The sequence below is a fragment of the Micromonospora chersina genome (genome assembly GCF_900091475.1).
GTDB classification, from domain to species: domain Bacteria; phylum Actinomycetota; class Actinomycetes; order Mycobacteriales; family Micromonosporaceae; genus Micromonospora; species Micromonospora chersina.
On the sequence record NZ_FMIB01000002.1, the window covers coordinates 4,837,284 to 4,858,833 of the forward strand.

21 protein-coding genes and 1 pseudogene are annotated in these 21,550 nt (G+C 73.1%); 8 read left to right on the plus strand and 14 right to left on the minus strand.

What is annotated here, in order from left to right:
• The first annotated feature begins 53 nt into the window (after positions 1-53).
• Complete coding sequence (locus GA0070603_RS22500; protein WP_091317497.1) at positions 54-968, plus strand: SDR family oxidoreductase; 915 nt, start codon at positions 54-56, stop codon at positions 966-968.
• On the opposite strand, the gene GA0070603_RS22505 is transcribed toward GA0070603_RS22500, so the two are convergent.
• Positions 959-1,978, minus strand: a complete 1,020-nt coding sequence (locus GA0070603_RS22505; protein WP_091317500.1) for a helix-turn-helix transcriptional regulator — start codon at positions 1,976-1,978, stop codon at positions 959-961. The genes GA0070603_RS22500 and GA0070603_RS22505 overlap by 10 nt on opposite strands.
• 37 nt (positions 1,979-2,015) lie before the next feature.
• On the opposite strand from GA0070603_RS22505, the gene GA0070603_RS22510 reads away from it, so the two are divergent.
• Entirely contained in the window at positions 2,016-2,810 is a 795-nt protein-coding gene (locus GA0070603_RS22510) for an EI24 domain-containing protein (RefSeq protein WP_091322210.1), read from the plus strand.
• Between the two features lies 1 nt (position 2,811).
• Positions 2,812-3,327, plus strand: a complete 516-nt coding sequence (locus tag GA0070603_RS22515) for an O-acetyl-ADP-ribose deacetylase (RefSeq protein WP_091317501.1) — start codon at positions 2,812-2,814, stop codon at positions 3,325-3,327.
• Here the strand turns inward: GA0070603_RS22515 and GA0070603_RS22520 are convergent.
• Together GA0070603_RS22520 and GA0070603_RS22525 are read right to left on the minus strand one after the other, a co-directional pair.
• A complete protein-coding gene (locus GA0070603_RS22520; RefSeq protein ID WP_091317506.1) occupies positions 3,324-4,229 on the minus strand; it encodes a GNAT family N-acetyltransferase in 906 nt (301 codons plus the stop codon). The two genes, GA0070603_RS22515 and GA0070603_RS22520, sit on opposite strands and share 4 nt — an antisense overlap.
• A 41-nt stretch (positions 4,230-4,270) precedes the next feature.
• A complete protein-coding gene (locus GA0070603_RS22525) occupies positions 4,271-4,678 on the minus strand; it encodes a RidA family protein (protein ID WP_091317508.1) in 408 nt (135 codons plus the stop codon).
• A 256-nt stretch (positions 4,679-4,934) separates the two neighbouring features.
• On the opposite strand from GA0070603_RS22525, the gene GA0070603_RS22530 reads away from it, so the two are divergent.
• Positions 4,935-5,468 (plus strand): hypothetical protein, encoded by a 534-nt coding sequence (locus GA0070603_RS22530; protein WP_091317511.1) that lies wholly within the window; start codon positions 4,935-4,937, stop codon positions 5,466-5,468.
• Between the two features lie 176 nt (positions 5,469-5,644).
• Here GA0070603_RS22530 and GA0070603_RS22535 read toward each other — a convergent pair whose 3' ends face one another.
• The 6 genes from GA0070603_RS22535 to GA0070603_RS22560 all read right to left on the minus strand — a co-directional run bounded on the left by GA0070603_RS22535 (position 5,645) and on the right by GA0070603_RS22560 (position 12,188).
• Complete coding sequence (locus tag GA0070603_RS22535) at positions 5,645-6,652, minus strand: LacI family DNA-binding transcriptional regulator (RefSeq protein ID WP_091322212.1); 1,008 nt, start codon at positions 6,650-6,652, stop codon at positions 5,645-5,647.
• A gap of 19 nt (positions 6,653-6,671) precedes the next feature.
• The gene (locus tag GA0070603_RS22540; protein WP_091317514.1) at positions 6,672-8,039 is read right to left on the minus strand and encodes a GH1 family beta-glucosidase; all 1,368 of its coding nucleotides are present in this window, start codon (positions 8,037-8,039) and stop codon (positions 6,672-6,674) included.
• A complete protein-coding gene (locus GA0070603_RS22545) occupies positions 8,036-8,869 on the minus strand; it encodes a carbohydrate ABC transporter permease (protein WP_091317516.1) in 834 nt (277 codons plus the stop codon). The genes GA0070603_RS22540 and GA0070603_RS22545 overlap by 4 nt, the downstream gene beginning before the upstream one ends.
• Positions 8,866-9,855: a carbohydrate ABC transporter permease gene (locus GA0070603_RS22550; RefSeq protein WP_091317519.1), complete on the minus strand. Its 990-nt coding sequence runs from the start codon at positions 9,853-9,855 to the stop codon at positions 8,866-8,868. The genes GA0070603_RS22545 and GA0070603_RS22550 overlap by 4 nt, the downstream gene beginning before the upstream one ends.
• Before the next feature lie 69 nt (positions 9,856-9,924).
• On the minus strand, positions 9,925-11,235 hold the full coding sequence (locus GA0070603_RS22555; RefSeq protein WP_091317521.1) for an ABC transporter substrate-binding protein: 1,311 nt from the start codon (positions 11,233-11,235) through the stop codon (positions 9,925-9,927).
• 197 nt (positions 11,236-11,432) lie between these two features.
• Complete coding sequence (locus GA0070603_RS22560) at positions 11,433-12,188, minus strand: maleylpyruvate isomerase family mycothiol-dependent enzyme (RefSeq protein ID WP_091317524.1); 756 nt, start codon at positions 12,186-12,188, stop codon at positions 11,433-11,435.
• 70 nt (positions 12,189-12,258) lie between these two features.
• Here GA0070603_RS22560 and GA0070603_RS22565 point away from each other — a divergent pair, with 70 nt between their 5' ends.
• On the plus strand, positions 12,259-13,350 hold the full coding sequence (locus GA0070603_RS22565; RefSeq protein WP_091317526.1) for a UDP-N-acetylmuramate dehydrogenase: 1,092 nt from the start codon (positions 12,259-12,261) through the stop codon (positions 13,348-13,350).
• Positions 13,351-13,437: 87 nt separating this feature from the next.
• On the opposite strand, the gene GA0070603_RS22570 is transcribed toward GA0070603_RS22565, so the two are convergent.
• Positions 13,438-14,220, minus strand: coding sequence for an SAM-dependent methyltransferase (locus GA0070603_RS22570; RefSeq protein ID WP_091317528.1), 783 nt, complete (start codon positions 14,218-14,220; stop codon positions 13,438-13,440).
• 61 nt (positions 14,221-14,281) lie between these two features.
• Positions 14,282-15,043, minus strand: a complete 762-nt coding sequence (locus GA0070603_RS22575; protein WP_091322214.1) for an SDR family NAD(P)-dependent oxidoreductase — start codon at positions 15,041-15,043, stop codon at positions 14,282-14,284.
• Between the two features lie 171 nt (positions 15,044-15,214).
• On the opposite strand from GA0070603_RS22575, the gene mshA reads away from it, so the two are divergent.
• Together mshA and GA0070603_RS22585 are read left to right on the plus strand one after the other, a co-directional pair.
• Positions 15,215-16,576: a D-inositol-3-phosphate glycosyltransferase gene (gene mshA, locus GA0070603_RS22580; protein WP_091317531.1), complete on the plus strand. Its 1,362-nt coding sequence runs from the start codon at positions 15,215-15,217 to the stop codon at positions 16,574-16,576.
• A 48-nt stretch (positions 16,577-16,624) separates the two neighbouring features.
• A complete protein-coding gene (locus GA0070603_RS22585) occupies positions 16,625-17,158 on the plus strand; it encodes a type III secretion system chaperone family protein (RefSeq protein ID WP_091317533.1) in 534 nt (177 codons plus the stop codon).
• An 83-nt stretch (positions 17,159-17,241) separates the two neighbouring features.
• Here GA0070603_RS22585 and GA0070603_RS32660 read toward each other — a convergent pair whose 3' ends face one another.
• Positions 17,242-18,060: a hypothetical protein gene (locus GA0070603_RS32660; RefSeq protein WP_244282587.1), complete on the minus strand. Its 819-nt coding sequence runs from the start codon at positions 18,058-18,060 to the stop codon at positions 17,242-17,244.
• On the opposite strand from GA0070603_RS32660, the pseudogene GA0070603_RS32665 reads away from it, so the two are divergent.
• A pseudogene (locus GA0070603_RS32665) lies at positions 18,008-18,376 on the plus strand (hypothetical protein); the annotation flags it as partial. The gene GA0070603_RS32660 and the pseudogene GA0070603_RS32665 overlap by 53 nt on opposite strands.
• A gap of 380 nt (positions 18,377-18,756) precedes the next feature.
• Here the strand turns inward: GA0070603_RS32665 and GA0070603_RS22595 are convergent.
• Positions 18,757-20,013: an MFS transporter gene (locus GA0070603_RS22595; protein WP_091317538.1), complete on the minus strand. Its 1,257-nt coding sequence runs from the start codon at positions 20,011-20,013 to the stop codon at positions 18,757-18,759.
• Between the two features lie 104 nt (positions 20,014-20,117).
• Positions 20,118-21,443: an MDR family MFS transporter gene (locus GA0070603_RS22600; RefSeq protein ID WP_091317540.1), complete on the minus strand. Its 1,326-nt coding sequence runs from the start codon at positions 21,441-21,443 to the stop codon at positions 20,118-20,120.
• Positions 21,444-21,550: the final 107 nt, after the last annotated feature.

Sequence of the window (21,550 nt, forward strand, 5' to 3'; positions counted from 1 at the left end):
TCGCTTCGGAAAACCGGACTTCGGCCGTCAGGTATCGGTGTCACGGTGATGGCATGACCACACCGCTGACAGGGAAGATCGCGCTCGTCGCCGGCGCGACCCGGGGCGCCGGCCGGCAGATCGCCGTCCAGCTCGGCGCCGCCGGGGCCACCGTCTACGCCACCGGCCGCTCCACCCGCGCCCGCCGCTCGGAGATGGACCGGCCGGAGACCATCGAGGAGACCGCCGAACTGGTGACCGCCGCGGGCGGCACCGGCATCGCCGTCGCCGTCGACCACCTCGACCCCGAGCAGGTCCGCGGCCTCGTCGCGCGGATCGACGCCGAGCAGGGTCGCCTCGACGTGCTGGTCAACGACATCTGGGGTGCCGACCCGCTGATCACCTGGGAGAAGCCGGTCTGGGAGCAGCCCCTCGACGCCGGCTTCCGCACCCTCCGGCTGGCCGTCGACACCCACATCATCACCAGCCACTTCGCACTGCCACTGCTGATCCGCAACCCCGGGGGCCTGGTCGTGGAGATCGGCGACGGGACCAAGGAGTACAACGACACCGAGTACCGGCTCTCGGTCTTCTACGACCTGGCCAAGGTCTCGGTGAACCGGCTCGCCTTCAGCCAGGCGCACGAACTGGCCCCGCACGGCGCCACGGCGGTCGCGCTCACCCCCGGCTGGCTGCGCTCGGAGGCGATGCTGGAGCACTTCGGCGTCACCGAGGCCAACTGGCGCGACGGCGCGGCGAAGGACCCCCACTTCGTCATGTCGGAGACGCCGGCCCTCGTGGGACGCGCGGTGGCCGCCCTGGCCGCCGACCCGGACCGGGCCCGCTGGAACGGTAAGTCCGTGGACAGCGGTGGGCTGGCCCAGGTGTACGGCTTCACCGACCTCGACGGCACCCGCCCGCACTGGGCCCGCTACTACGAGGAGGTGGTCCGGCCCGGCAAGCCGGCGAACGACACCGGCTACCGCTGACCGGCGTCCGGCGCGGCCGCGCCCTCGGCGTCGTCCGGGTCGTCGGCGTAGAGCGCGGCCGCGCGCCGGGCCGCCGCGGCACAGCGGGCCCGCAGCTCGGGCGGGTCGAGCACCTCCACCTCGGGGCCGAGCGCCAGCAGTTGGGCGTACGCCACCTCGACCGACTCGACGGGCAGCCGGAGCACCACCCGGCCCTGCTCGTCGGGCGGGCCGGCGGCGGCGACCGCCTCGGCGTGGAGGAACGGCGCGTCGACGAGGTGCCGCAGCGCGCGCAGCCCGGCCGGGCTGAGCCGGACGGTCACCTCGGCCCGGAGCAGGTCGCGCAGGAACGCCTCGGCCTGCTCCCGCCAGTAGGCCCCGAGGTCGAACCCCTCGTCCCGGTCGAAGCTCTCCCCGCTCACCGCCACGCCGACCACCCGGTCCACCCGGTACGTCCGCCACCCGTCACCGACCCGCCCGACCAGGTACCAGACCGCGTTCTTCAGCACCAGCCCGTACGGCGCGAGCGTGCGGGTCACCTCGCGGTCACCGCGCCGGTAGCGCAGCTCGACCAGCCGGTCCCGCCACACCGCCCGGGCCAGCTCGGCCAGCCACGGGGGCGGGCCGGCCTCCCGGAACCAGCCCGGCACGTCCAGGTGGAACCGCTGGCCGGTCCGGGCGGGCGCGTCCCGCAGGCTCGGCGGCAGCGCGGCGAGCACCTTCAGCTCGGCGGCGGCAACGGCGTCGGCCAGCCCCATGTCTCCGGCCGGCCCGGGCAGCCCGGCCAGGAAGAGCGCCTCCGCCTCGTCACGGGTCAGCCCGGTCAGCCGGGTCCGGTAGCCGCCGAGCAGGCGGTAGCCGCCGGCGCGGCCGCGGTCGGCGTACACCGGCACGCCGGCCGCGGAGAGCGCCAGCACGTCCCGGTAGACGGTGCGCTCGGAGACCTCCAGCTCGCGGGCCAGTTCGGCCGCGGTCATCGTCTCCCGCGCCTGGAGCAGCAGCACCAACGAGATCAGCCGGGACGCACGCACCCGCCCATTGTGCGCGCGGCCGTTAGGCTCCTTGATCGTGGACGCACCCCGCCTCGCCGCGCCCGTGACCGGCGCCGTCACCCGTTTCCTCGCCGGCGCCGGCCTGCTGCTGCGCGGCCTGGGCCTCTACGTCCGCAGTCCGGGGCTGATGCTGCTCGGGATCGTGCCGGCGCTGATCTCGGGCGTGCTCTTCGTGGCCCTGTTCGCCACCCTGCTGTACTTCGTGGACGACCTGGCCGCGCTGGTGACCCCGTTCGCGGACGACTGGTCGGGGACCTGGCGCAGCCTGATCCGGGTGGCGGCCGGCCTGGCCGTCGTCGGGCTGGCCGGCCTGCTCGGGGTGCTCACCTTCACGGCGGTCACGCTGGCCGTCGGCGACCCGTTCTACGAGAAGATCTCCGAGCGGGTCGAGGAGCGCCTGGGCGGCACGCCCGGCGCCGTCGACGTGCCGTTCTGGGCCTCGCTGCGGCGCAGCATCCTGGACTCGCTGCGCCTGGTGGCCATCTCCGCGCTGGTGGGCGTACCCCTCTTCGTGGCCGGCTTCATCCCGCTGGTCGGGCAGACGGTGGTCCCGGTGGTCGGCGCCCTGGTGGGCGGCTGGTTCCTCGCCCTGGAACTGGTCGGCGCGCCGTTCTACCGGCGCGGCATGCGCCTGCCGGAGCGGCGGTCGTTGCTCAGGGCGGACCGGCCGACCACCCTGGGCTTCGGGGTGGCGGTATTCCTCTGCTTCCTGATCCCGCTCGGGGCGGTGCTGGTCATGCCGGCCGCCGTCGCGGGCGCCACCCTGCTGGCCCGCCGGTCGCTCGGGCAGTCCGTCGTCGAGGAGGCGTGACATGGAGACGGTCCTGATCGAGGGGGACATCACCGCGCAGCAGGTCGACGCGATCGTCAACGCGGCGAACTCCTCCCTGCTCGGCGGCGGGGGCGTGGACGGCGCCATCCACCGCAGGGGCGGGCCGGCCATCCTGGAGGAGTGCCGGGCGCTGCGCGCCTCCCGCTACGGCCGGGGCCTGCCCACCGGCCAGGCGGTAGCCACCACGGCCGGCAACCTGCCGGCCCGCTGGGTGGTGCACACCGTCGGGCCGGTCTTCTCCCCGCGCGAGGACCGGTCGGCGCTGCTACGCGACTGCTACGCCAACAGCCTCCGGATCGCCGACGACCTGGGCGCGCTGAGCGTCGCCTTCCCGCTGATCTCCGCCGGCGTCTACGGCTGGCCGGTCGGTGACGCGGTGGCCCAGGCGCTGGCCGTGCTGCACGCGGCCACCCCGGTCAACGTGACCGAGGCCCGGCTGGTGCTCTTCGGCGCCGACACCTACGCGACGGCCGTCCGGGTCGCCGCCGGGCGCTAGTCGAGGTCGCGCAGGCAGGACCACTGGCTGGCCACCGGCCGGTAGCCGAGCCGGTCGTTGATCGCCAGCATCGGCGCGTTCGCCTCGTCGTTCGAGGTGTACGCGGTGCGCACCCCGGAAGCCGCCGCCCGGTGCAGCGCGGCCTGCTTCGCCAGCCGGGCCAGCCCCCGGCCCCGGTGCCCCGGGACGGTGCCGGTGAAGTCCGACCACATCCGGTCGCCGTCCCGCTTGACCAGGCTGACGGCGACCAGCCTGCCGTCCACCTCGGCCAGCGTGCTGGCGTCCCGGTCCAGCCCCAGGTTGTCCCAGACCTCGTGGTGCCAGATGTCGTAGCCGAGCGCGTCGGTCGGCACGTCGCCCGGCTCGTCCAGCGACGACTCGGCGTCCACCCGGTGCACCTCACGCGGGTCCACCTCGGCGGCCGGCACCAGCCGTACGCCGGGCGGCGGCTCGGGCATCGGCGGCGCGGGCCGGAGGTCGAGCGCGGAGTAGCGCAGCTCCCGGCTGGGTGTGAAGCCGTGCCGGCGGGCGAACGGCAGGGAGCCGGGCTGGGACCAGGTGAGCACCCGCTTCACGCCGAGCAGGCGCAGGTGGGCGAGCGCGGCGTCCAAGAGGGCCGTGCCGACTCCCCGGAGCCGGTGCGCCGGGTGGACGTGCAGGGTCGAGACATCCCCGACGTTCGGCGCGGAGGTCTGGATGTTGCGGTACGCCGACACCCAGCCGATCACCCGCCCGTCCGCCTCCGCCACCCAGGCCGCCCAGTCCTCGCCGGGCGGCGGCTGGGCGATCATCCGTCGGGTCGACTCGACGCCGCGCACCAGGTACGGGTGGACGACGCCGCGCAGTGCCACGACGCCGGGCGCGTCGTCGGGGCGGGCGGGCCGGATCAGGTTGTCGGTCATCCGGCCGACCCTAGAGCGACCGGCCGCCACCGGCGACGGGATTACCGGGGCGTGGCGGCGACCGCCTCGACCTCCACGAGCTGTTCCGGGTAGCCGAGCACCGCGACGCCGAGAAGCGTGCCGGGCGGATCGTGGTCGCCGAACGCGTCCCGGACGACCTGCCAGACGGCCACCAGGTCGGCGCGGTCACCGCTGGCCACGTAGACAGTGGTCCGGACGACGTCGGTGAGCCCGGCGCCCGCGGCGGCCAGCGCCGCCGCCAGGTTGACCATCACCTGCCGGGCCTGGGCGGCGGGGTCGCCGGGCGCGACGGTCCGCCCCTCGGCGTCCAGCGGGCAGGCCCCGGCCGTGAAGATCAGCCGCGCGGGCGGCACGACCTCGGCCGCGTACGCGTACTCCGCGACGTCGGAGAGTTCGGGCGCGCGGATCAGGCGCACGGTGCCGGTCATCTGCGCGACCCTAGCGCCGGCCGCCCATGTCCGCGACGCAATACCCGGCGGCTCCGGTCTGCGCCGCCAGCTTCCTCGAACCCCCAACATGGTCGTGCCGACGGGCTACTTCAGAGGCGAGGACCGGGCCGCTCGGGACGGGGCAGACATAGATCAGATGCTTGGGTACTCTGCGCGTGCTGGGTTCGTCACTGCACGGGGGCGAGTGACCTCGCCGCGTTGACGGCTGGGACTTGACGTGAAGAAGAGGTAAGGCATGCGTGTGCTGTCCAAGGCTGCGGTGGTCGGTGTGACCGGGGCCGCGGTGGCGGCGACCTTCGCCGGCGTCGCACTGGCGGCGGGGGACGACACCCCGACGGAGACCAACGGCGGATCCATCGTGGAGGATTTCAAGTACCCGGGCGCAGCGGCCATCCTGGCCGAGCAGAACGTCGAGCTGATCTCGGGCGACGGCCACATCATGCTGGCCGACTGCGACACGCCGGTCACTGGTGACGTCGGCCTGATCAAGGTCTGGACGACCGAGCCGATCGGCCAGACCAGCGCCGGTCTGATCTGCTTCAAGGCGCTGGCGTCGACCGGCCGGCTCGACCTCAAGGTGCCGGGGGTCTACGAGATCCGGGGCGACGGGCAGACCTCCACCTCCGGCCACAACGGCACGGCGACCGTCACCACCGACGCCGGGGTGAAGACCACCAAGGATCTGGACCCGAACGGCAGCACCCAGTTCGGGATCGGGGAGGGCGGCGAGGAGCCGACCACCCTGCTCCAGTTGACCGTCAAGCCGTGAGCTGAGCGGCCGCCCTTGACGGCCGCCGGCCCAGAACCAGACGTACCTCACGCTCGTGGCCGCGTACCAGGTCTCGGTACGCGGCCACCGGTGTCTCTTGCGGGCGCCGGCGAGCGGACATGTCAATCCACTCGAGGACGCCCGACGGTCGGCCCGCCGACCTCGTCCGCGTTCGCTCAGGCGGAATCGCGCAGCACCAGCTCCGTCGGGAGCACCAGCGCCTGCTCGACCGTCTCGCCCGCGGCGATCCGGAGCAGTTGCCGGGTCATGGCCCGTCCCAGTTCCACTATCGGCTGCTTCACGGTGGTGAGCGGCGGCTCGGTGTAAGCCGCCGTCTCGATGTCGTCGAACCCGATCACCGCGACGTCGTCCGGCACCCGCCGGCCGGCCTCCCGCAGGGTGCGCAGCGCGGCGTGCGCCATGAGGTCGGACGCCGCGAACACCGCGTCCAGCTCCGGGTCGGCGGCGAGCAGCTGCCGCATGGCGGCGGTGCCGGACTCCCGGGTGAAGTCGCCGTACGCGACCAGCTCCGGCAGGCCGGCCGCGGCGACCGTCTCCCGGTAGCCGATGAGCCGCTCGATGCCGGCGACCATGTCCTGCGGCCCGGCGATGGTGGCGATCCGCCGCCGACCGTTCCCGATCAGGTGGCGGACCGCCTCGGCCACCCCGCCGACGTGGTCCACGTCGACGTAGGGCACCTCGGCGCCGTCGAGGGGGCGGCCGCTGCACACCACCGGGATGCCGAGCCGGGCCAGCCGCCCGGGGAGCGGGTCCTCGCCGTGCAGCGAGGCGAAGAGCACCCCGTCGACGTGCCGCCCGGTGGTGTACCGCTCGACCCGTTCGTGCCCGGCCGGCGAGCCGGCCAGCATCAGCACGAGTTGCTTGTCCGCCGCCTCCAGCTCCTGGGCCGCGCCGCGGATGATCCCCGGGAAGACCTGGTCGTCGGAGAAGACCCGGGTGGCCGCCTCGGGCATGACCAGCGCGACCGAGTCGGTGCGCTGGGTGACCAGGCTGCGGGCGGCGAGGTTCGGGACGTACCCCAGTTCCTCGACCGCCCGGCGGACCGCCTGCTGGATCGACTCGGCCACCGTGGTGGAGCCGTTGACCACCCGGGAGACCGTGGCCCGGGACACGCCTGCCCGCCTGGCCACCGCCTCCAGGGTCGGCCGCTGTGCCGTCGTCATCCCCGTCACCACCACCTCGTCACAGCCCGTTCCGGGAGATCACCTCCTGGTACCAACGGGCACTTTCCTTCGGTGTGCGCCGCTGGGTCAGGTAGTCGACGTGGACGATCCCGAACCGCTTCCGGTAGCCCTCGGCCCATTCGAAGTTGTCCAGCAACGACCATACGAGATAACCGCGCAGGTCGACGCCGCGGGCGACGGCCTCGTGCGCGGCGCGCAGGTGCCCGTCGAGGTAGGCGACCCGGTCGGTGTCCGCCACCCAGCCGGTCCCCTCGGTGTTCCGGTCCGGGAAGGCCCCGCCGTTCTCCGTGATGATCAACGGTAGGCCCGGGTAGTCGGCGGCCACCCGCTCCAGCAGCCGGGTGAGGCCGGCCGGCTCGATCATCCAACCCATGTCGGTGAGCGGCCCGACCGGCGGCAGGAACTCGACGCCGCCCTCGGTGCCCGGGTACGCGCTGCTCCCGGCCCCGCCCGCCCGGCCCGCCACGTAGGTGGGCGCGTAGTAGTTGAGCCCGAGCAGGTCGAGCGGCGCGGCGATCACCTTCTCGTCCCCGTCCCGGACGAAGTCCGGCTCGACGATCCGGGCGACGTGGGCCAGCACGTCGTCCGGGTAGCCGGCGCCGGTCAGCGGGTCCAGGAAGATCCGGTTCTGGAGGCCGTCGACGAGCCGCACCGCGGCGGCGTCCGCCGCGCTGCCGGCGTCGGCCGGCTGCACGTCGGCGAGGTTGAGGGTGATCCCGACGACCTCCGCGCCGGCCGCGCGCAGCGCCCGGGCCGCCAGGCCGTGGCCGAGCAGCAGATGGTGTACGGCCCGGAAGGCCGCCCCCGCGTCCCGCCCACCGGGCGCGTGCACGCCGTTGCCGTAGCCGAGGTACGCCGAGCACCACGGCTCGTTGAGCGTGGTCCAGGTGCGGACCCGGTCGCCGAGGCGCTGGTGCACGGCGAGGGCGTAGTCGGCGAAGTGCTCGGCGGTCTCCCGCGCGGTCCAGCCGCCCTGGTTCTCCAGCGCCTGCGGCAGGTCCCAGTGGTAGAGCGTGACGATCGGGTCGATGCCCCGGTCCAGCAGGGCGTCCACGAGCCGGTCGTAGAAGTCCAGGCCGCGCGGGTTGACCGGGCCGGTGCCGTCGGGCCGGATCCGGGGCCAGGCGACCGAGAAGCGGTACGCCCGCAGCCCCAGGTCCGCCATGAGCGCCACGTCCTCGGCGTACCGGTGGTAGTGGTCGCAGGCCACGTCGCCGGTGTGTCCCTGGAACACCTTGCCGGGCGTACGGCTGAAGGTGTCCCAGATGGACGGGGCCCGCCCGTCCTCGGCGACCGCGCCCTCGATCTGGTACGCGGCGGTGGCCGCCCCCCAGACGAAGCCCTCGGGGAACCGCAGCTCCGTCATGCCTTCACCGCACCTTCCATGATCCCGCCGATGATCTGGCGGCCGAACACGACGAACACCAGCAGCAGCGGCAGGGTGGCGATGGCCGTACCGGTGAACACCTGCGACATGTCCTGGTAGTAGCCATCGGACAGGGCCCGCAGCGACAGTTGCACTGTCGGGTTCTCCGGGTCGTTGAGCACCGCGTACGGCCACAGGAAGTCGTTCCAGGTGGTCATGAAGGTGAGCAGGCCGAGCACGGCGGCGGCCGGGCGCAGCGCGGGCAGCACCACGTTCCAGTAGATCCGGGCGGTGTTGCAGCCGTCCATCCGGGCGGCCTCGATCAGTTCGGTGCTGACGGCCTGGCCGGCGTACTGGCGCATCATGAACACGCCGAAGCCGGTGACCAGGGCCGGCACGATGACCGCGGGCAGCCGGTCGTTCCAGTTCAGCTTGGTCATCAGCAGGTAGAGCGGGATCACGCCGAGCTGGGTGGGCACCATCATGGTGGCCACGATGACCAGCAGCAGCGCGTTGCGCCCGCGGAAGCGCAGCTTGGCGAAGGCGAATCCGGCCAGGGTGGAGAAGAAGACCACGGAGACGGTGACGGTGCCGGCCACGATCGCCGAGTTGATGAGGCCGGTGAGGAAGTACGCGTCGGTGTTGTCGAACAGCCGGGCGATGTTGGCGCCGAGGTTGCCGCCCGGGGTGAGCGGTGGCGGGACCTGGCCCATGGCGTCGCTGGTCCGGCTCGCCACCACGAACATCCAGTAGATCGGGAAGACCGACATCAGGGCCGTGACGCCCAGCGCCAGGTAGGTGAGCCGGCCGGCCGACCAGAGGCGGGTCATCGGGAGACCTCCTTGCGCGCGCCGCCGCCGAGCCGGCGGAGGAGCAGGACGTTGATGGCCGCGACCACCGCGATGAGCGCGAAGAGCAGCCAGGCGATCGCCGAGCCGTAGCCGAAGTTGTAGTGCGGCGCGAAGGCGTTCTCGAACATGTACATGGTCACGGTCTGCGACTCGCGCAGCGGCCCGCCGCGGATCGCGTTGGTGCCGGAGTTGAACATCCGGGGCTCGGTGAAGAGCTGGAGACCGCCGATGGTGGAGATGATGACCGCGAAGACGATCGTGGGCTTGAGCAGCGGCACGGTGATCGACCAGAACTGCCGCGATCGGCTCGCACCGTCGATCGAGGCGGACTCGTAGAGGTCGCGCGGGATGGCCTGCATGGCGGCCAGGAAGATCAGCGCGTTGTAGCCGGTCCACCGCCAGTCGACCATCGTGGAGATGGCGACCCAGGAGGCGAGCCGGTTGGCCTTCCAGTCGATCGCGCTCACCCCGACGTGGTCGAGCAGCCAGTTGATCATGCCGAACTCGCGGCCGAAGAGCACCGCGAAGACGATCGCCACGGCGGCGGTCGAGGTGACGTTCGGGATCAGCACCGCCATCCGCCAGGTGGTCCGGGCCCGGAGCTGCCGGTTGAGCAGGTTGGCCAGCCAGAGCGCCAGCAGCAGCTGCGGGACCGTGGAGATGACGAAGATGCCGAGGGTGTTGACCACCGAGTGCCAGAAGTCGGGGTCGCCCAGCAGCTGGCTGTAGTTGTCGAGCCCGATGAACGGGTGCTCGGCGCCGAGCAGGTCCCAGTCGTGCAGCGAGACCCAGAACGTGTACGCCAGCGGGTAGGCCCCGAAGACGCCGAAGAGCAGGAAGAACGGGGCGATGTAGAGGTAGGGCGAGTACTTCGTGTCGAACCGGCTGAGCCGGACGCCCCGGGAGGGGCGGGGGACACGGTGCGCCGGCTGGACCGGCGGGCGGGCGTCGAGCTGGACTGCCATGGCCCGGGACTCCTTTCCGCCGTGCGGGCGGCACCCGTCACCGGGGACCGCCCGCACGCCTGGCTCGGGTTACTTGGCAGCGGCCTTCTTGGCGTTCCCGACCGCGTCGGTCCAGCCCTGCTCCGGGCTGCGCTTGCCCAGCTCCACGGTGCGGACGGCGTTCTCCACCTCGGTCCGGACGGCCTGGTTCTTCGGGCCCATGTAGACCGGCTTCAGGCTCTTGGCGCCCTCGGCGAAGATCTTGCCGACCGGGGCCGCGGAGAAGTACGCGTTCGTCGAGTCGACGATGGCCGGGTCCGCCAGCGCCTGCGGGGAGGAGGGCAGCGGGCCCTTCGCCTTGAACGCGCCGATCTGGCCCTTGGCGCTGGTCAGGAACTTCGCCAGCTCGATCGCCTCGGCCTGGTGCTTGCCCTGCTTCGGCACGGCGAGGAAGGAACCGCCCCAGTTGCCGCCGTTGCCGGGGACCTGGGCGATGTCCCACTTGCCCTTGGCGCCCGGGCCGGCGTTGCCCTCGATGACACCTGTCATCCACGCCGGGCAGGCGATGGTGGCGAACTTCGACTGCTTGAACGCGGAGACCCACTCCTCCGACCACGACCCGTACTTGCCGGACAGGCCCGAGTCGATGATGTCCATGGTGGTGTCGTACGCCTGCTTGACCGCCGGGTTGCTGTCGACGACCAGGTTGTTGCTGGTGTCGTAGTAGCTGTAGCCGGTGGTGTTGCCGGCGGTCTGGAGCAGGATGGTGTTGAACGTGTTGGTCGCGGCGTCGAGGAACGAGGCGCCGGTGTTCTTCGCCTTGAACTGCTCGCCGACCTTGATGTAGTCCGCCCAGGTGGGCCAGAGCTTCGAGACCGCCTCCCGGTCGGTGGGCAGGCCGGCCTTGGCGAACAGGTCCTTGCGGTAGCACATGGCCATGCCGCCGACGTCGGTGCCGAGGCCGATGAGCTGCTTGCCGTCGGCGGTGAGCCCCTGGTTCCACTTCCAGTCCAGGAAGTTGCCCTTCAGGTCGGCGGCGCCGTGGTCGAGCAGGTTGACGAAGTTCTGCGGGTTGGCCTTGTACTCGACGAGCAGCCCCTCCTCGATGGCGACGATGTCGCCCGCGCCCTTGCCCGCGGCGAGCCACTGGGTGAGCTTCGGCGAGTACTCGTCCAGGTTGCTGCCGGTGCCCCGCTCAACGATCTTCACGTTGGGGTGGCTGGCCATGTACTCCTTGTAGAGCTCCTCGTAGCCGAACTGGCCGAAGACGTCGACGGTGAGCGTGACCGGGCCGTCGGCGGCGGCCTCGTCGTCACCGCCCCCGCAGGCGGTGGCGCCCAGCAGCGCGGTGGTGGCGACCAGGGCCACCGCGGCCAGGCGGCGACGCGTGAAGGTGACCATCTCTTATCTGACCCCTCTAGGTGTATCGGGTGGTGGCGGGTGGTTCCGGTACTTAGAGAGCGCTCTCACGACAGGGTGGTGGTTGCCCCCGACCCTGTCAAGAGAGCGCTCTCAGAGCGTCCGGAAAAAGGCGGAGAGTGGCGCTCCGGTGGGAAACGCCGCTCTCCGCCTGATCTCCCGGCCGACCCTCCGGCGGGTCAGCCCACCCGCAGCCCGTCGAGCAGGCGGCGGTCGCCGGCCACCCCGAGGGCGTCGAAGCTGATCCGGCCCATCACCGCCAGCAGCAGGTCGCTGGCGGTGCCGGTGACCTGCGCGCGGGCGTGGTGGTCGTCGTGGTCGAGGATCGTCGCGGTGTCCAGCAGGGCCATCCCCTCGCCGCGCAGCCGCAGGTACCACTCCTGGGCGGCGTCGGTGGCGGTCAGCTGGACCACGCCGTGCCACTGGCCGGGCTGGACCCGCCGGCCCGCCGGCAGCCAGGTGTCCAGCACCTCGCTCACCCCGTCGGCCGCGAGCTTGGCCTCGATCGGCTCACCCGCGCCGATGGCGAGCTGGGCGTCCCAGCGGTGCACCGCGGTCTCGTGCGCCATCCGGCGTGGCCAGAAGGCCGCCTTCTTCGGCTGCGGGGCGAAGTTCCAGGCCGGGGCCTCCGGGTCCAGCCCCTCGAAGAGCGTGAGCAGCCGCTCGTACTCCTGGCCGTACCACTGCGCCGGGGTCAGGCCCGCCGGCGGCTCCGGGTCGTGCCGCTCCGGGCGGGTGGCCGTGCCGGCGGTCACCACGGTGCGGACCCACACGTAGACCCGGGTGAGGTGGTGGGCGAGGTCGGAGACCGTCCAGCCGGGACAGGACAGCACCGGTGTCTCGGGGGGCGCCTCCGCGACGGCGGCGGCGAAGGCGGGACCCTCCGTCCGCAACGCGCCGATCCAGAAGTCCTTCGTGCCGTGCAGTCTGCTCATCGCCATCCTCCCGGGGGTGACCGGGCCACCAGTGGGTGCCGCGGCTACCCCTCAGCCTAGGGTGAAAGGCGTGTCAGACGTCTACGCCGAACCGACGACCGGAGCCGACCCGACCGACCCCGCCACCCTGGCGCGCTACACCACGCTGCGCCTCGGCGGCCCCGCCGGTCGGCTGGAGATCGCCACCAGCGCCGACGAGATCGTCCGGCGGGTGCGCGAGGCGGAGGCGCGGGAACAGGCCGTCCTCCTGCTGGCCGGCGGCAGCAACGTGGTGATCGGCGACCAGGGCTTCCCCGGCACCGTCGTGCTCATCCGCTCCCGGGGGTTCCGGGTGGTCGCCGAGGACGCCGACACCGTCACCGTACGGGTCGAGGCCGGCGAGCCCTGGGACGACCTGGTCGCCGCCACAGTCGAGCGCGGCTGGTCGGGCCTGGAGTGCCTCTCCGGCATCCCCGGCTCGGCCGGCGCCACCCCGATCCAGAACGTCGGCGCGTACGGCCAGGAGGTCGCCGAGACGATCGTGGCCGTGGAGGCGTACGACCGGACCGGGGGAGCCGTGGTCCGGATCGCGGCGGCGGACTGCGGGTTCGCCTACCGGGGCAGCATCTTCAAGTACAGCGACCGCTGGGTGGTGCTCTCGGTCGACTTCCGGCTCACCCGCTCCCCGCTCTCCGGCCCGGTCCGCTACGCCGAACTGGCCCGCGCGCTCGGCGTCGAGGTGGGCGACCGGGTGCCGCTCGCCGACGCCCGGGCCACCGTGCGGCGGCTGCGCGCCGGCAAGGGCATGGTGCTCGACGCGCAGGACCCGGACACGTGGTCGGTGGGCTCCTTCTTCACCAACCCGGTGCTGGAACGGGAGGCGTACGAACTGGTCCGCGAGCGCGCCGCCGACCTGGGTGAACCGCCGAACTGGCCGTGCCCGGGCGACACGGTCAAGGTGAGCGCCGCCTGGCTGATCGACAAGGCCGGCTTCGGCAAGGGCTACACCGGTCCCGAGGGCGTCGCCATCTCCACCAAGCACACGCTGGCCCTGACCAACCACACCGGCACCGCAAGCACGGCAGCCCTGGTAGCCCTGGCCCGCGAGATCCGCGACGGCGTGAACACCCGCTTCGGCGTAACCCTCCACCCCGAACCCGTCCTGATCAACTGCACCATCTGACCCCCAAGGTCGCGTTGATCAAGAAGTTTGCGTCTGGAGAGACCGTCGGTCTGACGCGAACTTCTTGATCAACCAGGCGAGGTGGGGTCAGGTGGGGGCGATCGTCGGCCAGGGGAGGGTCACCTCGCCTCGGCGCCAGCGGGTGGGGCGGTCCAGGACCGGCCAGCCTGCCGCCTTTACCGCGGCCACCGTTCTCGTCCAGCGGTCGCGGGGGCCGAAGGGGGCGTAGCCGGCGGTGGACTGCCAGGCGCTCTCCAGGGCCTGGATCAGGTCGTGGACCGGCTCGCCGGGGACGTTGCGGTGGATGAGCGCCTTGGGTAGCCGCTCGGCGAGCTGGGCCGGGCTGGCCAGGGTGGTGAGCTTCGCGGCCAGGGTCAGCGTGCGCGGGCCGCTGGCGTCGAGCAGCACCCAGGCGCCGAGCCGCCCCAGCTCGTCGCACGTTCCCTCGACCAGCAGCCCGCCCGGCGCGAGCCGCCCGGTGACCGTACGCCAGGCGTCGGCCACCTCGCCCTCGTCGTACTGGCGCAGCACGTTGAACGCGCGGACCAGGGCGGGGCGCAGCCCGGCCAGCTCGAAACCGCCGCGGGCGAAGGTGAGCCCGGGCGGGTCGGCGGCCGGCTGGGCGGCGGCCACGCGTACCGGATCGATCTCCAGCCCGACCACCCGCACGTCGGCGCGGACGGCGGCGGCCAGCCGGGCGCGGAGCTCGACGGCGGTGACCGGGGTGGCCCCGTAGCCCAGGTCGACCACGAGCGGGTCGGCGGCGGCACGCAGGGCGTCACCGCAGGTCGCGGCGATCCAGTTGTCCACCCGCCGGAGCCGGTTCGGATTCGTCGTGCCCCGGGTTACCACCCCGAGCGGCCGGACCATCAGGGCCTCCCGGTTCGCGACTGCGGGGCTCGCAAGAGCGGCTCACTCCTCGCGCTTCACGCTAGACCCGGTGCACCTTGTGCTGGGCGGCCTGGGCCAGTGGGCGGACCACGAGCTGGTCGATGTTGACGTGGTGCGGTCGGGTGGCGCACCAGGCGACGCAGTCGGCCACGTCCTCGGCGACGAGCGGCTCGGCCACCCCGGCGTAGACCGCGGCGGCCCGGTCGGCGTCGCCACCGAACCGGACCAGGCCGAACTCCTCGGTCTTCACCATGCCCGGGTCGATCTCGATCACCCGCACCGGCCGGCCGCACAGCTCCAGCCGGAGCGTGCCGGCGATCGCGGTCTGCGCGTGCTTGGCCGCCGTGTAGCCGCCGCCGCCCTCGTAGACGACGTGCCCGGCGGTGGAGCCGACGATCACGACGGTGCCCGCGCCGGAGGACTCCAGGGCGGGCAGCAGCGCCTTGGTGACGCGGAGCGTGCCGAGCACGTTGACGTCGTACATCCACTGCCAGTCGCCCACGTCGGCGGACTCCACCGGGTCCAGGCCGCGCGCACCGCCCGCGTTGTTCACGAGCAGGGTGACCGGGCCGGGCGCGGCGGCGGCAGCGGCGGCCAGGCCGGCGACGGACTCGTCGGAGGTCACGTCGCACTCCACCGCGGTGGCCGCGCCGCCGGCCGCCTCGATCTCCGCGACCAGGCCGGCCAGCCGGTCGGTACGCCGCGCGGCGGCGAGCACGTGGAAACCCTCGGCGGCCAGGCGGCGGGCGGTGGCCGCGCCGATCCCGCTGGACGCCCCGGTGACGATCGCGACTGAGGTCATCCGGTCATTCTCACCCGCCGCCCGGCTCCGCGCGGTGATGAGGTCCGTCACGCCCGGGACCCGCCGGGACGCATTTCCGAAGCCCGATGGGGAAGATGACATCCGGCGCGGAGGTTGACCGAGAAGCGCCGGTCGTGCGGGACGGCATCAACCGTGACAGAGGGAGCGGACGTGGCGGAGTTGCACACCGGTGTCGGTCGTCAGCGAGGTGCCCTGCCGTGGCCCCGGCCGCGCCGGATCGCCACCCTCTCCGTCCACACCTCGCCGCTGCACCAGCCCGGCACGGGCGACGCCGGCGGCATGAACGTCTACATCCTGGAGGTCGCCCGGCGGCTCGCCGAGGCCGGCGTCGAGGTGGAGATCTTCACCCGGGCCACGTCCGGTGACCTGCCCCCGGTCGTCGAGACGGCGCCCGGGGTGAGCGTCCGGCACGTCACCGCCGGCCCCCTGGAGGGGCTGACCAAGGAGGAGTTGCCCGGCCAGCTCTGCGCCTTCACGGCCGGGGTGCTCCGCGCCGAGGCCGCCCGCCCGCCGGGCCACTACGACCTCATCCACTCGCACTACTGGCTCTCCGGGCAGGTGGGCTGGCTGGCCAAGGAGCGCTGGGGCGTGCCGCTGGTGCACACCGCGCACACCCTCGCGAAGGTCAAGAACGCCCGGCTCGCCGCCGGGGACCGGCCCGAGCCCAAGGCACGCGTCATCGGCGAGGAGCAGGTGGTCGCCGAGTCCGACCGGCTGGTCGCCAACACCCGCGTCGAGGCCCGCGACCTCATCGACAGGTACGACGCCGAGCCAGCCCGGGTGGCCGTGGTCGAGCCCGGCGTGGACCTGGACCGGTTCCGCCCGGCACCCGGCGACCGGGACGCGGCTGTCCTGGCGGCCCGCCGCCGCCTCGGCCTGCCGACCAGCGGTTACGTGGTGGCCTTCGTGGGCCGGATCCAGCCGCTCAAGGCCCCGGACGTGCTGATCCGGGCGGTCGCCGCGCTGCGCCAGCGGGAGCCCGCGCTCGCCGACGAGGTGACCGTGGTGATCTGCGGCGGCCCGAGCGGCAGCGGGCTGGACCGCCCCACTGCCCTCATCGAGCTGGCCGGTTCCCTCGGCGTCGCCGACCGGGTCCGGTTCCTCCCGCCGCAGACCGGCGACGACCTGCCCGCCCTCTACCACGCGGCCGACCTGGTCGCGGTGCCCTCGCACAACGAGTCGTTCGGACTGGTCGCGCTGGAGGCCCAGGCGTGCGGCACGCCGGTGCTGGCCGCCGCCGTGGGCGGGCTGGTCACCGCGGTCCGGGACGGGGTCAGCGGGGTGCTCATCGACGGCCACGACCCGGTCGACTGGGCCCGTGCGCTGGCCCGCCTGCTGCCCGAGCGGCTGCGCCGGGCCGCCCTGGGCCGGGGCGCCGAGCGGCACGCCCGCGCCTTCTCCTGGCACCGCACCGCGTCCGGCCTGCTCGCCGTCTACGGCGAGGCGATCGCCGACCACCGTGCCCGCCTGGCCCGCCGGCTCGGTGACCCCGCGCTCACCTGCTCCTGGTGACCGCCCGTGGCCCGGCGGCCTCCGGTGGGCGGCCGTAGAGTGGGTGCGATGAGCCGCAGGAGTGAGGTCGCCGCGCTGATCGAGGCCGTCTGCGCCGAGCGCGAGCTGGAGTGGGAGTCCACCGGCGAGACGTCGTACGCGGTGACCCTGCCGGGGACGCACAAGCTCAAGACGATCTGCAACCTCATCGTGGGCGAGCACGCGCTCCGGGTCGAGGCGTTCGTGATGCGCCAGCCGGACGAGCGCCGCGAGGAGCTGTGGGCCTGGCTGCTCCAGCGCAACGCCCGGATGTACGGGGTGTCCTTCTCCATCGACGCCGTCGGCGACATCTATCTGACCGGGCGGGTCAACCTGGCCGGGGTGGACTCCGACGAGCTGGACCGCCTCCTCGGGTCCGTGCTCACGTACGCCGACGAGTCCTTCGACAGCATGCTGGAGATCGGCTTCGGCACCGCCATCCGCCGCGAGTGGGAGTGGCGGGTCAAGCGGGGTGAGTCGACGGCCAACCTGGCCGCGTTCGCCCACCTCTTCGAGCCCTCGACCGCGGCCGGGTCGGCCGCCGGAGGTTCGGACCCGTCCTGAGGGGTATGCCGCACCGCGCGGTGCGGCGAAATCGGGACCCACCGCGGGCCGAGGACGGACTGTCGAGGAGCGTGTCCCATGGCTCAGCGCAACAGCTCAAGTCGCGGCACGACTGCGACGAGGACCAAACGCCAGCCCGGCAACCAGACGGCGAACACGCCGGGCATCTCCGAATCCGAGATCTCCCGGATGAAGGTCGACGACATCCGGGGCCAGTTGCGTCGGCGCGGGGTCTCCGGGCTCTCCGCCATGCGCAAGCCGGACCTGGTGAAGACCCTGGTCCGGAGGCTGCGATCCGAACAGGGCGGTGCGGCCCGGAAGAGCACCGGCCCGGCCGGCCGGCCGTCGGCGACGAAGAAGACGGCGGCGGCGAAGAAGACGACCGCGGCGCGCCGGACCGCGCCGTCGCGGGCGAAGGCCGCGCCGGCCGCGAAGGCCACCGGCGCCCGGGCGAAGGCGACCCCGGCGAAGAAGACGACGGCCGCCCGGGCGAAGGCCGCGCCGGCGAAGAAGACGACGGCCGCCCGGGCGAAGGCCGCACCGGCGAAGAAGACGACGACCGCCCGGGCGAAGGCCGCGCCCGCGAAGAAGACCGCGAAGACGGCGCCCGCGAAGAAGGCGCCCGCGAAGAAGACCGCGAAGGCCGCGCCGGCGAGGAAGGCCGCTGGCGTACGGGCGAAGGCCGCGCCCGCGAGGAAGACCGCGAAGGCGGCGCCCGCGAAGAAGACAGCGAAGGCGGCGCCGGCGACGAAGGCCGCGGGCACCCGGGCGAAGGCGGTGCCGGCGAGGCAGGCGGCCGCCGTTCCCGGACCGGCCCTGGCGCGAGCCACGGCCGCGACGGCCACCCAGGTACGGAGCGGTGCGTCCGCCTCCCGGTCGGTCGGTTCGTCCCAGCAGATCACGTCGCTGGACGACCGTCCGGAACGTCCCGGGCGCAGCCTGGTGACGACCAACCACGAGGTCATCCAGCGGTGGGCCCGGGCGCGCAACGCCAAGCCGGCCACCATCGCCGGAACCGAGCGGGGTGACCGTCCCGGGGTGCTGACGTTCAACATCCCCGGATACCGGGAAAGCAGCCGGATCCGCGAGGTGAGCTGGGACGACTGGTTCCGGACGTTCGACTCGCGCGGGCTGAACCTGATCTACCAGGAGCAGATGCGGGACGGCCGGCAGAGCAACTTCTTCCGGACCGAGAACCCGAATCGCGAGGACGCCTGAGGTTTACGGGAATGGTCGACGGGAACCCGCTGTTGGCCAACGAAGAGACCGGAGCAGGGACAGCCGGGTTTCCGACACGGGTGCTGTGACGGGTAAGACAGCAATCTGGGTTGAATCCGGAATCCGGGCGAACTAACTTTATTGCACCGCGCCACGCTTGGAAACGTTCGGGGGAGCGGCGGATCGATCAGATCCGCGCAAGCGAGGCGCGAGGGATCGGGTGGAGCACACCGTTGGGGGACGGTGCCACCCGTGGAACCGGCGGCGCGAGCGGGCGACGCTTACGGGGGTGAGGGTCGCCCGCCGCCGCCGGGTCGTACGGTGCGAGCGCCCATCACGACGGGGGTCGTGGTGGGCGCTCGACGCCGTTCCGGGGACCTTCAGCGCCCCGCCGACACCGTCTCGCCCCGTTCCGCGGCCACCCGCAGCGCGGCGACCCGCCGTTCCCGCGGCGGCCCCGCCAGCAGGTGACCGGCCGCCGCGACCAGGCCCAGGGCGCCCACCACGAGCCAGTGCCCTTCGCCGAGATGCTGGAGGCTCAGCCCGCCCAGCGCCGGCGCCACGAAGGAGGCTGCCGGGAAGGTCAGGTAGAACACCGACTGGTAGCGGGCGCGCAGCTCGGGCGGGGCGAGGTCCGCGTTGATCTGCGCGTTCGGCGGCGCCGCGAGCATCTGCCCGACCGTCCACACCACGGCGGCGCCCAGGTAGAGCGGCAGACCGTCGGCGACGGTCAGCGCCCCGAAGCCGAGCGCCATGAGCCCGGTGGAGACCGCCAGCACTGTCGACTTCCGGTACGGCTCGATGAGCCGGGGCACGAAGAGCTGCCCGACCACGATGAGCGCGCCGCCGAGCGCCACCACCAGCCCGTACGCCGAGGGGCGCAGGCCGTCGGCCCGCATCGCCAGCGGCATGATCGTCGAGGTCTGCATGGTGAGCACGGCCAGCAGGAAGGTCAGCCCCACGAAGGCCAGGAAGGTGCGGTCGGTCAGTGCCGTGTGCAGCCCGGGCCGCCGGCCCGCCACCGCTCGTGGGGTGACCGCCGGGCGGCGGGTCAGGGTCTCCGGGACCTTCAGCGCGATGACCACGGCCGCCGCCAGCGTCGCGGCGGCGTCGACCAGGAACAGCGCCAGGAAGCTCGCCTCGGCGAGCACACCGGCCAGCAGCGAGGCCACGGCCATGCCGAGGTTGAACGCCCAGAACTGGAGGTTGAACGCGCGGGAGCGGCGTGCCTCGGGCACCACGTCCACGATGGCGGCCACGAACGCCGGGCTGGGCATCGAGTGCACCATCCCGACCAGCGCGGCCAGCACGGCGATCACCGCCAGGTGCCGGCTGAACGCCAGCCCCACCATCAGCCCGGCCGCGCCCAGGTGGGCGGCGAGCAGGGTGGACCGGCGGCCCCACCGGTCGGCCAGCACCCCGCCGAGCAGCGTGCCGGCCGCGCCGCCGGCCCCGTACGCCCCGACCACCAGGCCGGCCAGCGACGCCGAGGCGCCCCGCGCGGCGGTCAGGTAGAGCGACAGGAAGAGCATGGCGAAGGCGCCGGCACGGTTGATCAGCAGGCCGGACCAGAGGTACCAGAAGGTGGCGGGGAGCCCGCCGGCCGTGTCGTCCCACCAGCGCCGCAGGCCGCGCACCCGTCCTCCATGAAGCTTTGTTAACTGATCCGCCCCTGCCGACCGTAGTGGCCCGGCCCGGCGTTCGCCTGGTGGCGCTGGTCACCACCGCCGGAAGGCGTACCTCAGGAGCCGGCGCGGACCGGCTCGGCGGGTGCGGTGGCCGCGGCCTCGGCCGCCTCCGGCACCGGGGTCCGGGCCACGGTGACCGGCGTGACCGGGGTGCCCGCGGTGCGGAGCCGGGCCGCGCGCCGCTCCCGGGCCGGGCCGGAGATCAGGTGGGCCACCGCCATCACGGCGCCGATGACGGCGCAGCCGAGCCAGAGCGCCGTGTTGCCGGCGTGCTCCCGGACCAGGCCGCCGAGGACCGGGGCGGTCGCACCGGCGAGCTGCCAGGAGAGTGAGAACGCCCCCTGGTAGCGACCGCGCAGCGCGGCGGGGGAGAGCTCGGCGATGAGGGTGGCGTTGGACGGCGAGTTGAGCATCTCGCCGACCGTCCAGATCAGCACGGTCAGGCCGTAGAGCCAGGCGGTGTCGGCGAGCGCGGTCAGCCCGAAGCCGACGCCCGTCACCAGCGCGGCGAGCGCCAGCACGTGCGAGCGGCTCCGGCCCTTGATCAGCTTGGGCACGAAGAGTTGGCCGACCACGATGAGCACCCCGTTGAGCGCGATCACCGAGCCGTAGGTGGCCGGGCTCAGCCCGGAGTCGCCCATGGCGATCGGCAGCATCGAGATGTGCTGGAGGAAGACCAGCGCGCCGAACAGGTTGAGCGCCACGAAGCCCAGGAAGACCCGGTCGGTGAGGATGGTCCGCAGGGCGCCCGCGGGGGCCGCGGCGCCCTTGCTCACCGGTCCGGCGTGCGCCGACCGGGTCTCGCCGACGCGGGTGAAGATGATCAGCGCGGTGATCAGCGTGGTCGCCGCGTCGACCAGGAAGAGCAGCAGGTAGCCGGCCTGGGCGGCGACGCCGGCCAGCACGGCGGCGCAGGCGAAGCCCAGGTTGATCGCCCAGTAGTTCAGCGAGAAGGCGCGCAGCCGGTCCTTCTCCGGCACCACGTCGACCATCATGGCGCCGAACGCCGGGCGGGCCGCCTCGGCGAACGTGCCGAGCAGCAGCGCGCCCAGCGCCACCGCCCAGAGCGGCCGGGCCAGGCCGAGCGCGACCATCATGGTGGCGGCGCCGAGATGCGCGGTGAGCAGGGTGGGCCGGCGTCCCCACCGGTCGGTCAGGGTGCCGCCGATCGTGGTGCCGACCGCGCCGCCGACGCCCCAGAGGCCGATGACCAGGCCGGCCTGTGAGGCCGAGAAGTCGCGTTCCTGGGTGAGGTAGATGGCCAGGAAGACCAGGACGAACGAGCCGAGCCGGTTGATCAGGGTGCCGGTCCAGAGGTACCAGAAGGTCCTCGGTAGCCCGCCTGTGGTGTCCCGGAACCAGCCCTGCACCGTCCGCATCCCCGCGCCCCCGTATTGGTAATGACCGAGCTATCCTCAGCGCCTTACAACCTAGTCCTGCCCCCGAACGCCGGTCATCAGCTTTTCCACGTGGTGGTCGTCACGAC

Coding starts and splice junctions, on each gene's coding strand:
- GA0070603_RS22585 (WP_091317533.1), top strand. CDS start 16,625: ATGAGCCGCAGGAGTGAGGTCGCCGCGCTGATCGAGGCCGTCTGCGCC.
- GA0070603_RS22570 (WP_091317528.1), bottom strand. CDS start 14,220: ATGGTCCGGCCGCTCGGGGTGGTAACCCGGGGCACGACGAATCCGAAC.
- GA0070603_RS22545 (WP_091317516.1), bottom strand. CDS start 8,869: ATGACCCGCCTCTGGTCGGCCGGCCGGCTCACCTACCTGGCGCTGGGC.
- GA0070603_RS22525 (WP_091317508.1), bottom strand. CDS start 4,678: ATGACCGGCACCGTGCGCCTGATCCGCGCGCCCGAACTCTCCGACGTC.
- GA0070603_RS22600 (WP_091317540.1), bottom strand. CDS start 21,443: ATGCGGACGGTGCAGGGCTGGTTCCGGGACACCACAGGCGGGCTACCG.
- GA0070603_RS22555 (WP_091317521.1), bottom strand. CDS start 11,235: ATGGTCACCTTCACGCGTCGCCGCCTGGCCGCGGTGGCCCTGGTCGCC.
- GA0070603_RS22560 (WP_091317524.1), bottom strand. CDS start 12,188: ATGAGCAGACTGCACGGCACGAAGGACTTCTGGATCGGCGCGTTGCGG.
- GA0070603_RS22500 (WP_091317497.1), top strand. CDS start 54: ATGACCACACCGCTGACAGGGAAGATCGCGCTCGTCGCCGGCGCGACC.
- GA0070603_RS22530 (WP_091317511.1), top strand. CDS start 4,935: ATGCGTGTGCTGTCCAAGGCTGCGGTGGTCGGTGTGACCGGGGCCGCG.
- GA0070603_RS22535 (WP_091322212.1), bottom strand. CDS start 6,652: ATGACGACGGCACAGCGGCCGACCCTGGAGGCGGTGGCCAGGCGGGCA.
- GA0070603_RS22540 (WP_091317514.1), bottom strand. CDS start 8,039: ATGACGGAGCTGCGGTTCCCCGAGGGCTTCGTCTGGGGGGCGGCCACC.
- GA0070603_RS22520 (WP_091317506.1), bottom strand. CDS start 4,229: ATGACCGACAACCTGATCCGGCCCGCCCGCCCCGACGACGCGCCCGGC.
- GA0070603_RS22550 (WP_091317519.1), bottom strand. CDS start 9,855: ATGGCAGTCCAGCTCGACGCCCGCCCGCCGGTCCAGCCGGCGCACCGT.
- GA0070603_RS22575 (WP_091322214.1), bottom strand. CDS start 15,043: ATGACCTCAGTCGCGATCGTCACCGGGGCGTCCAGCGGGATCGGCGCG.
- GA0070603_RS22515 (WP_091317501.1), top strand. CDS start 2,812: ATGGAGACGGTCCTGATCGAGGGGGACATCACCGCGCAGCAGGTCGAC.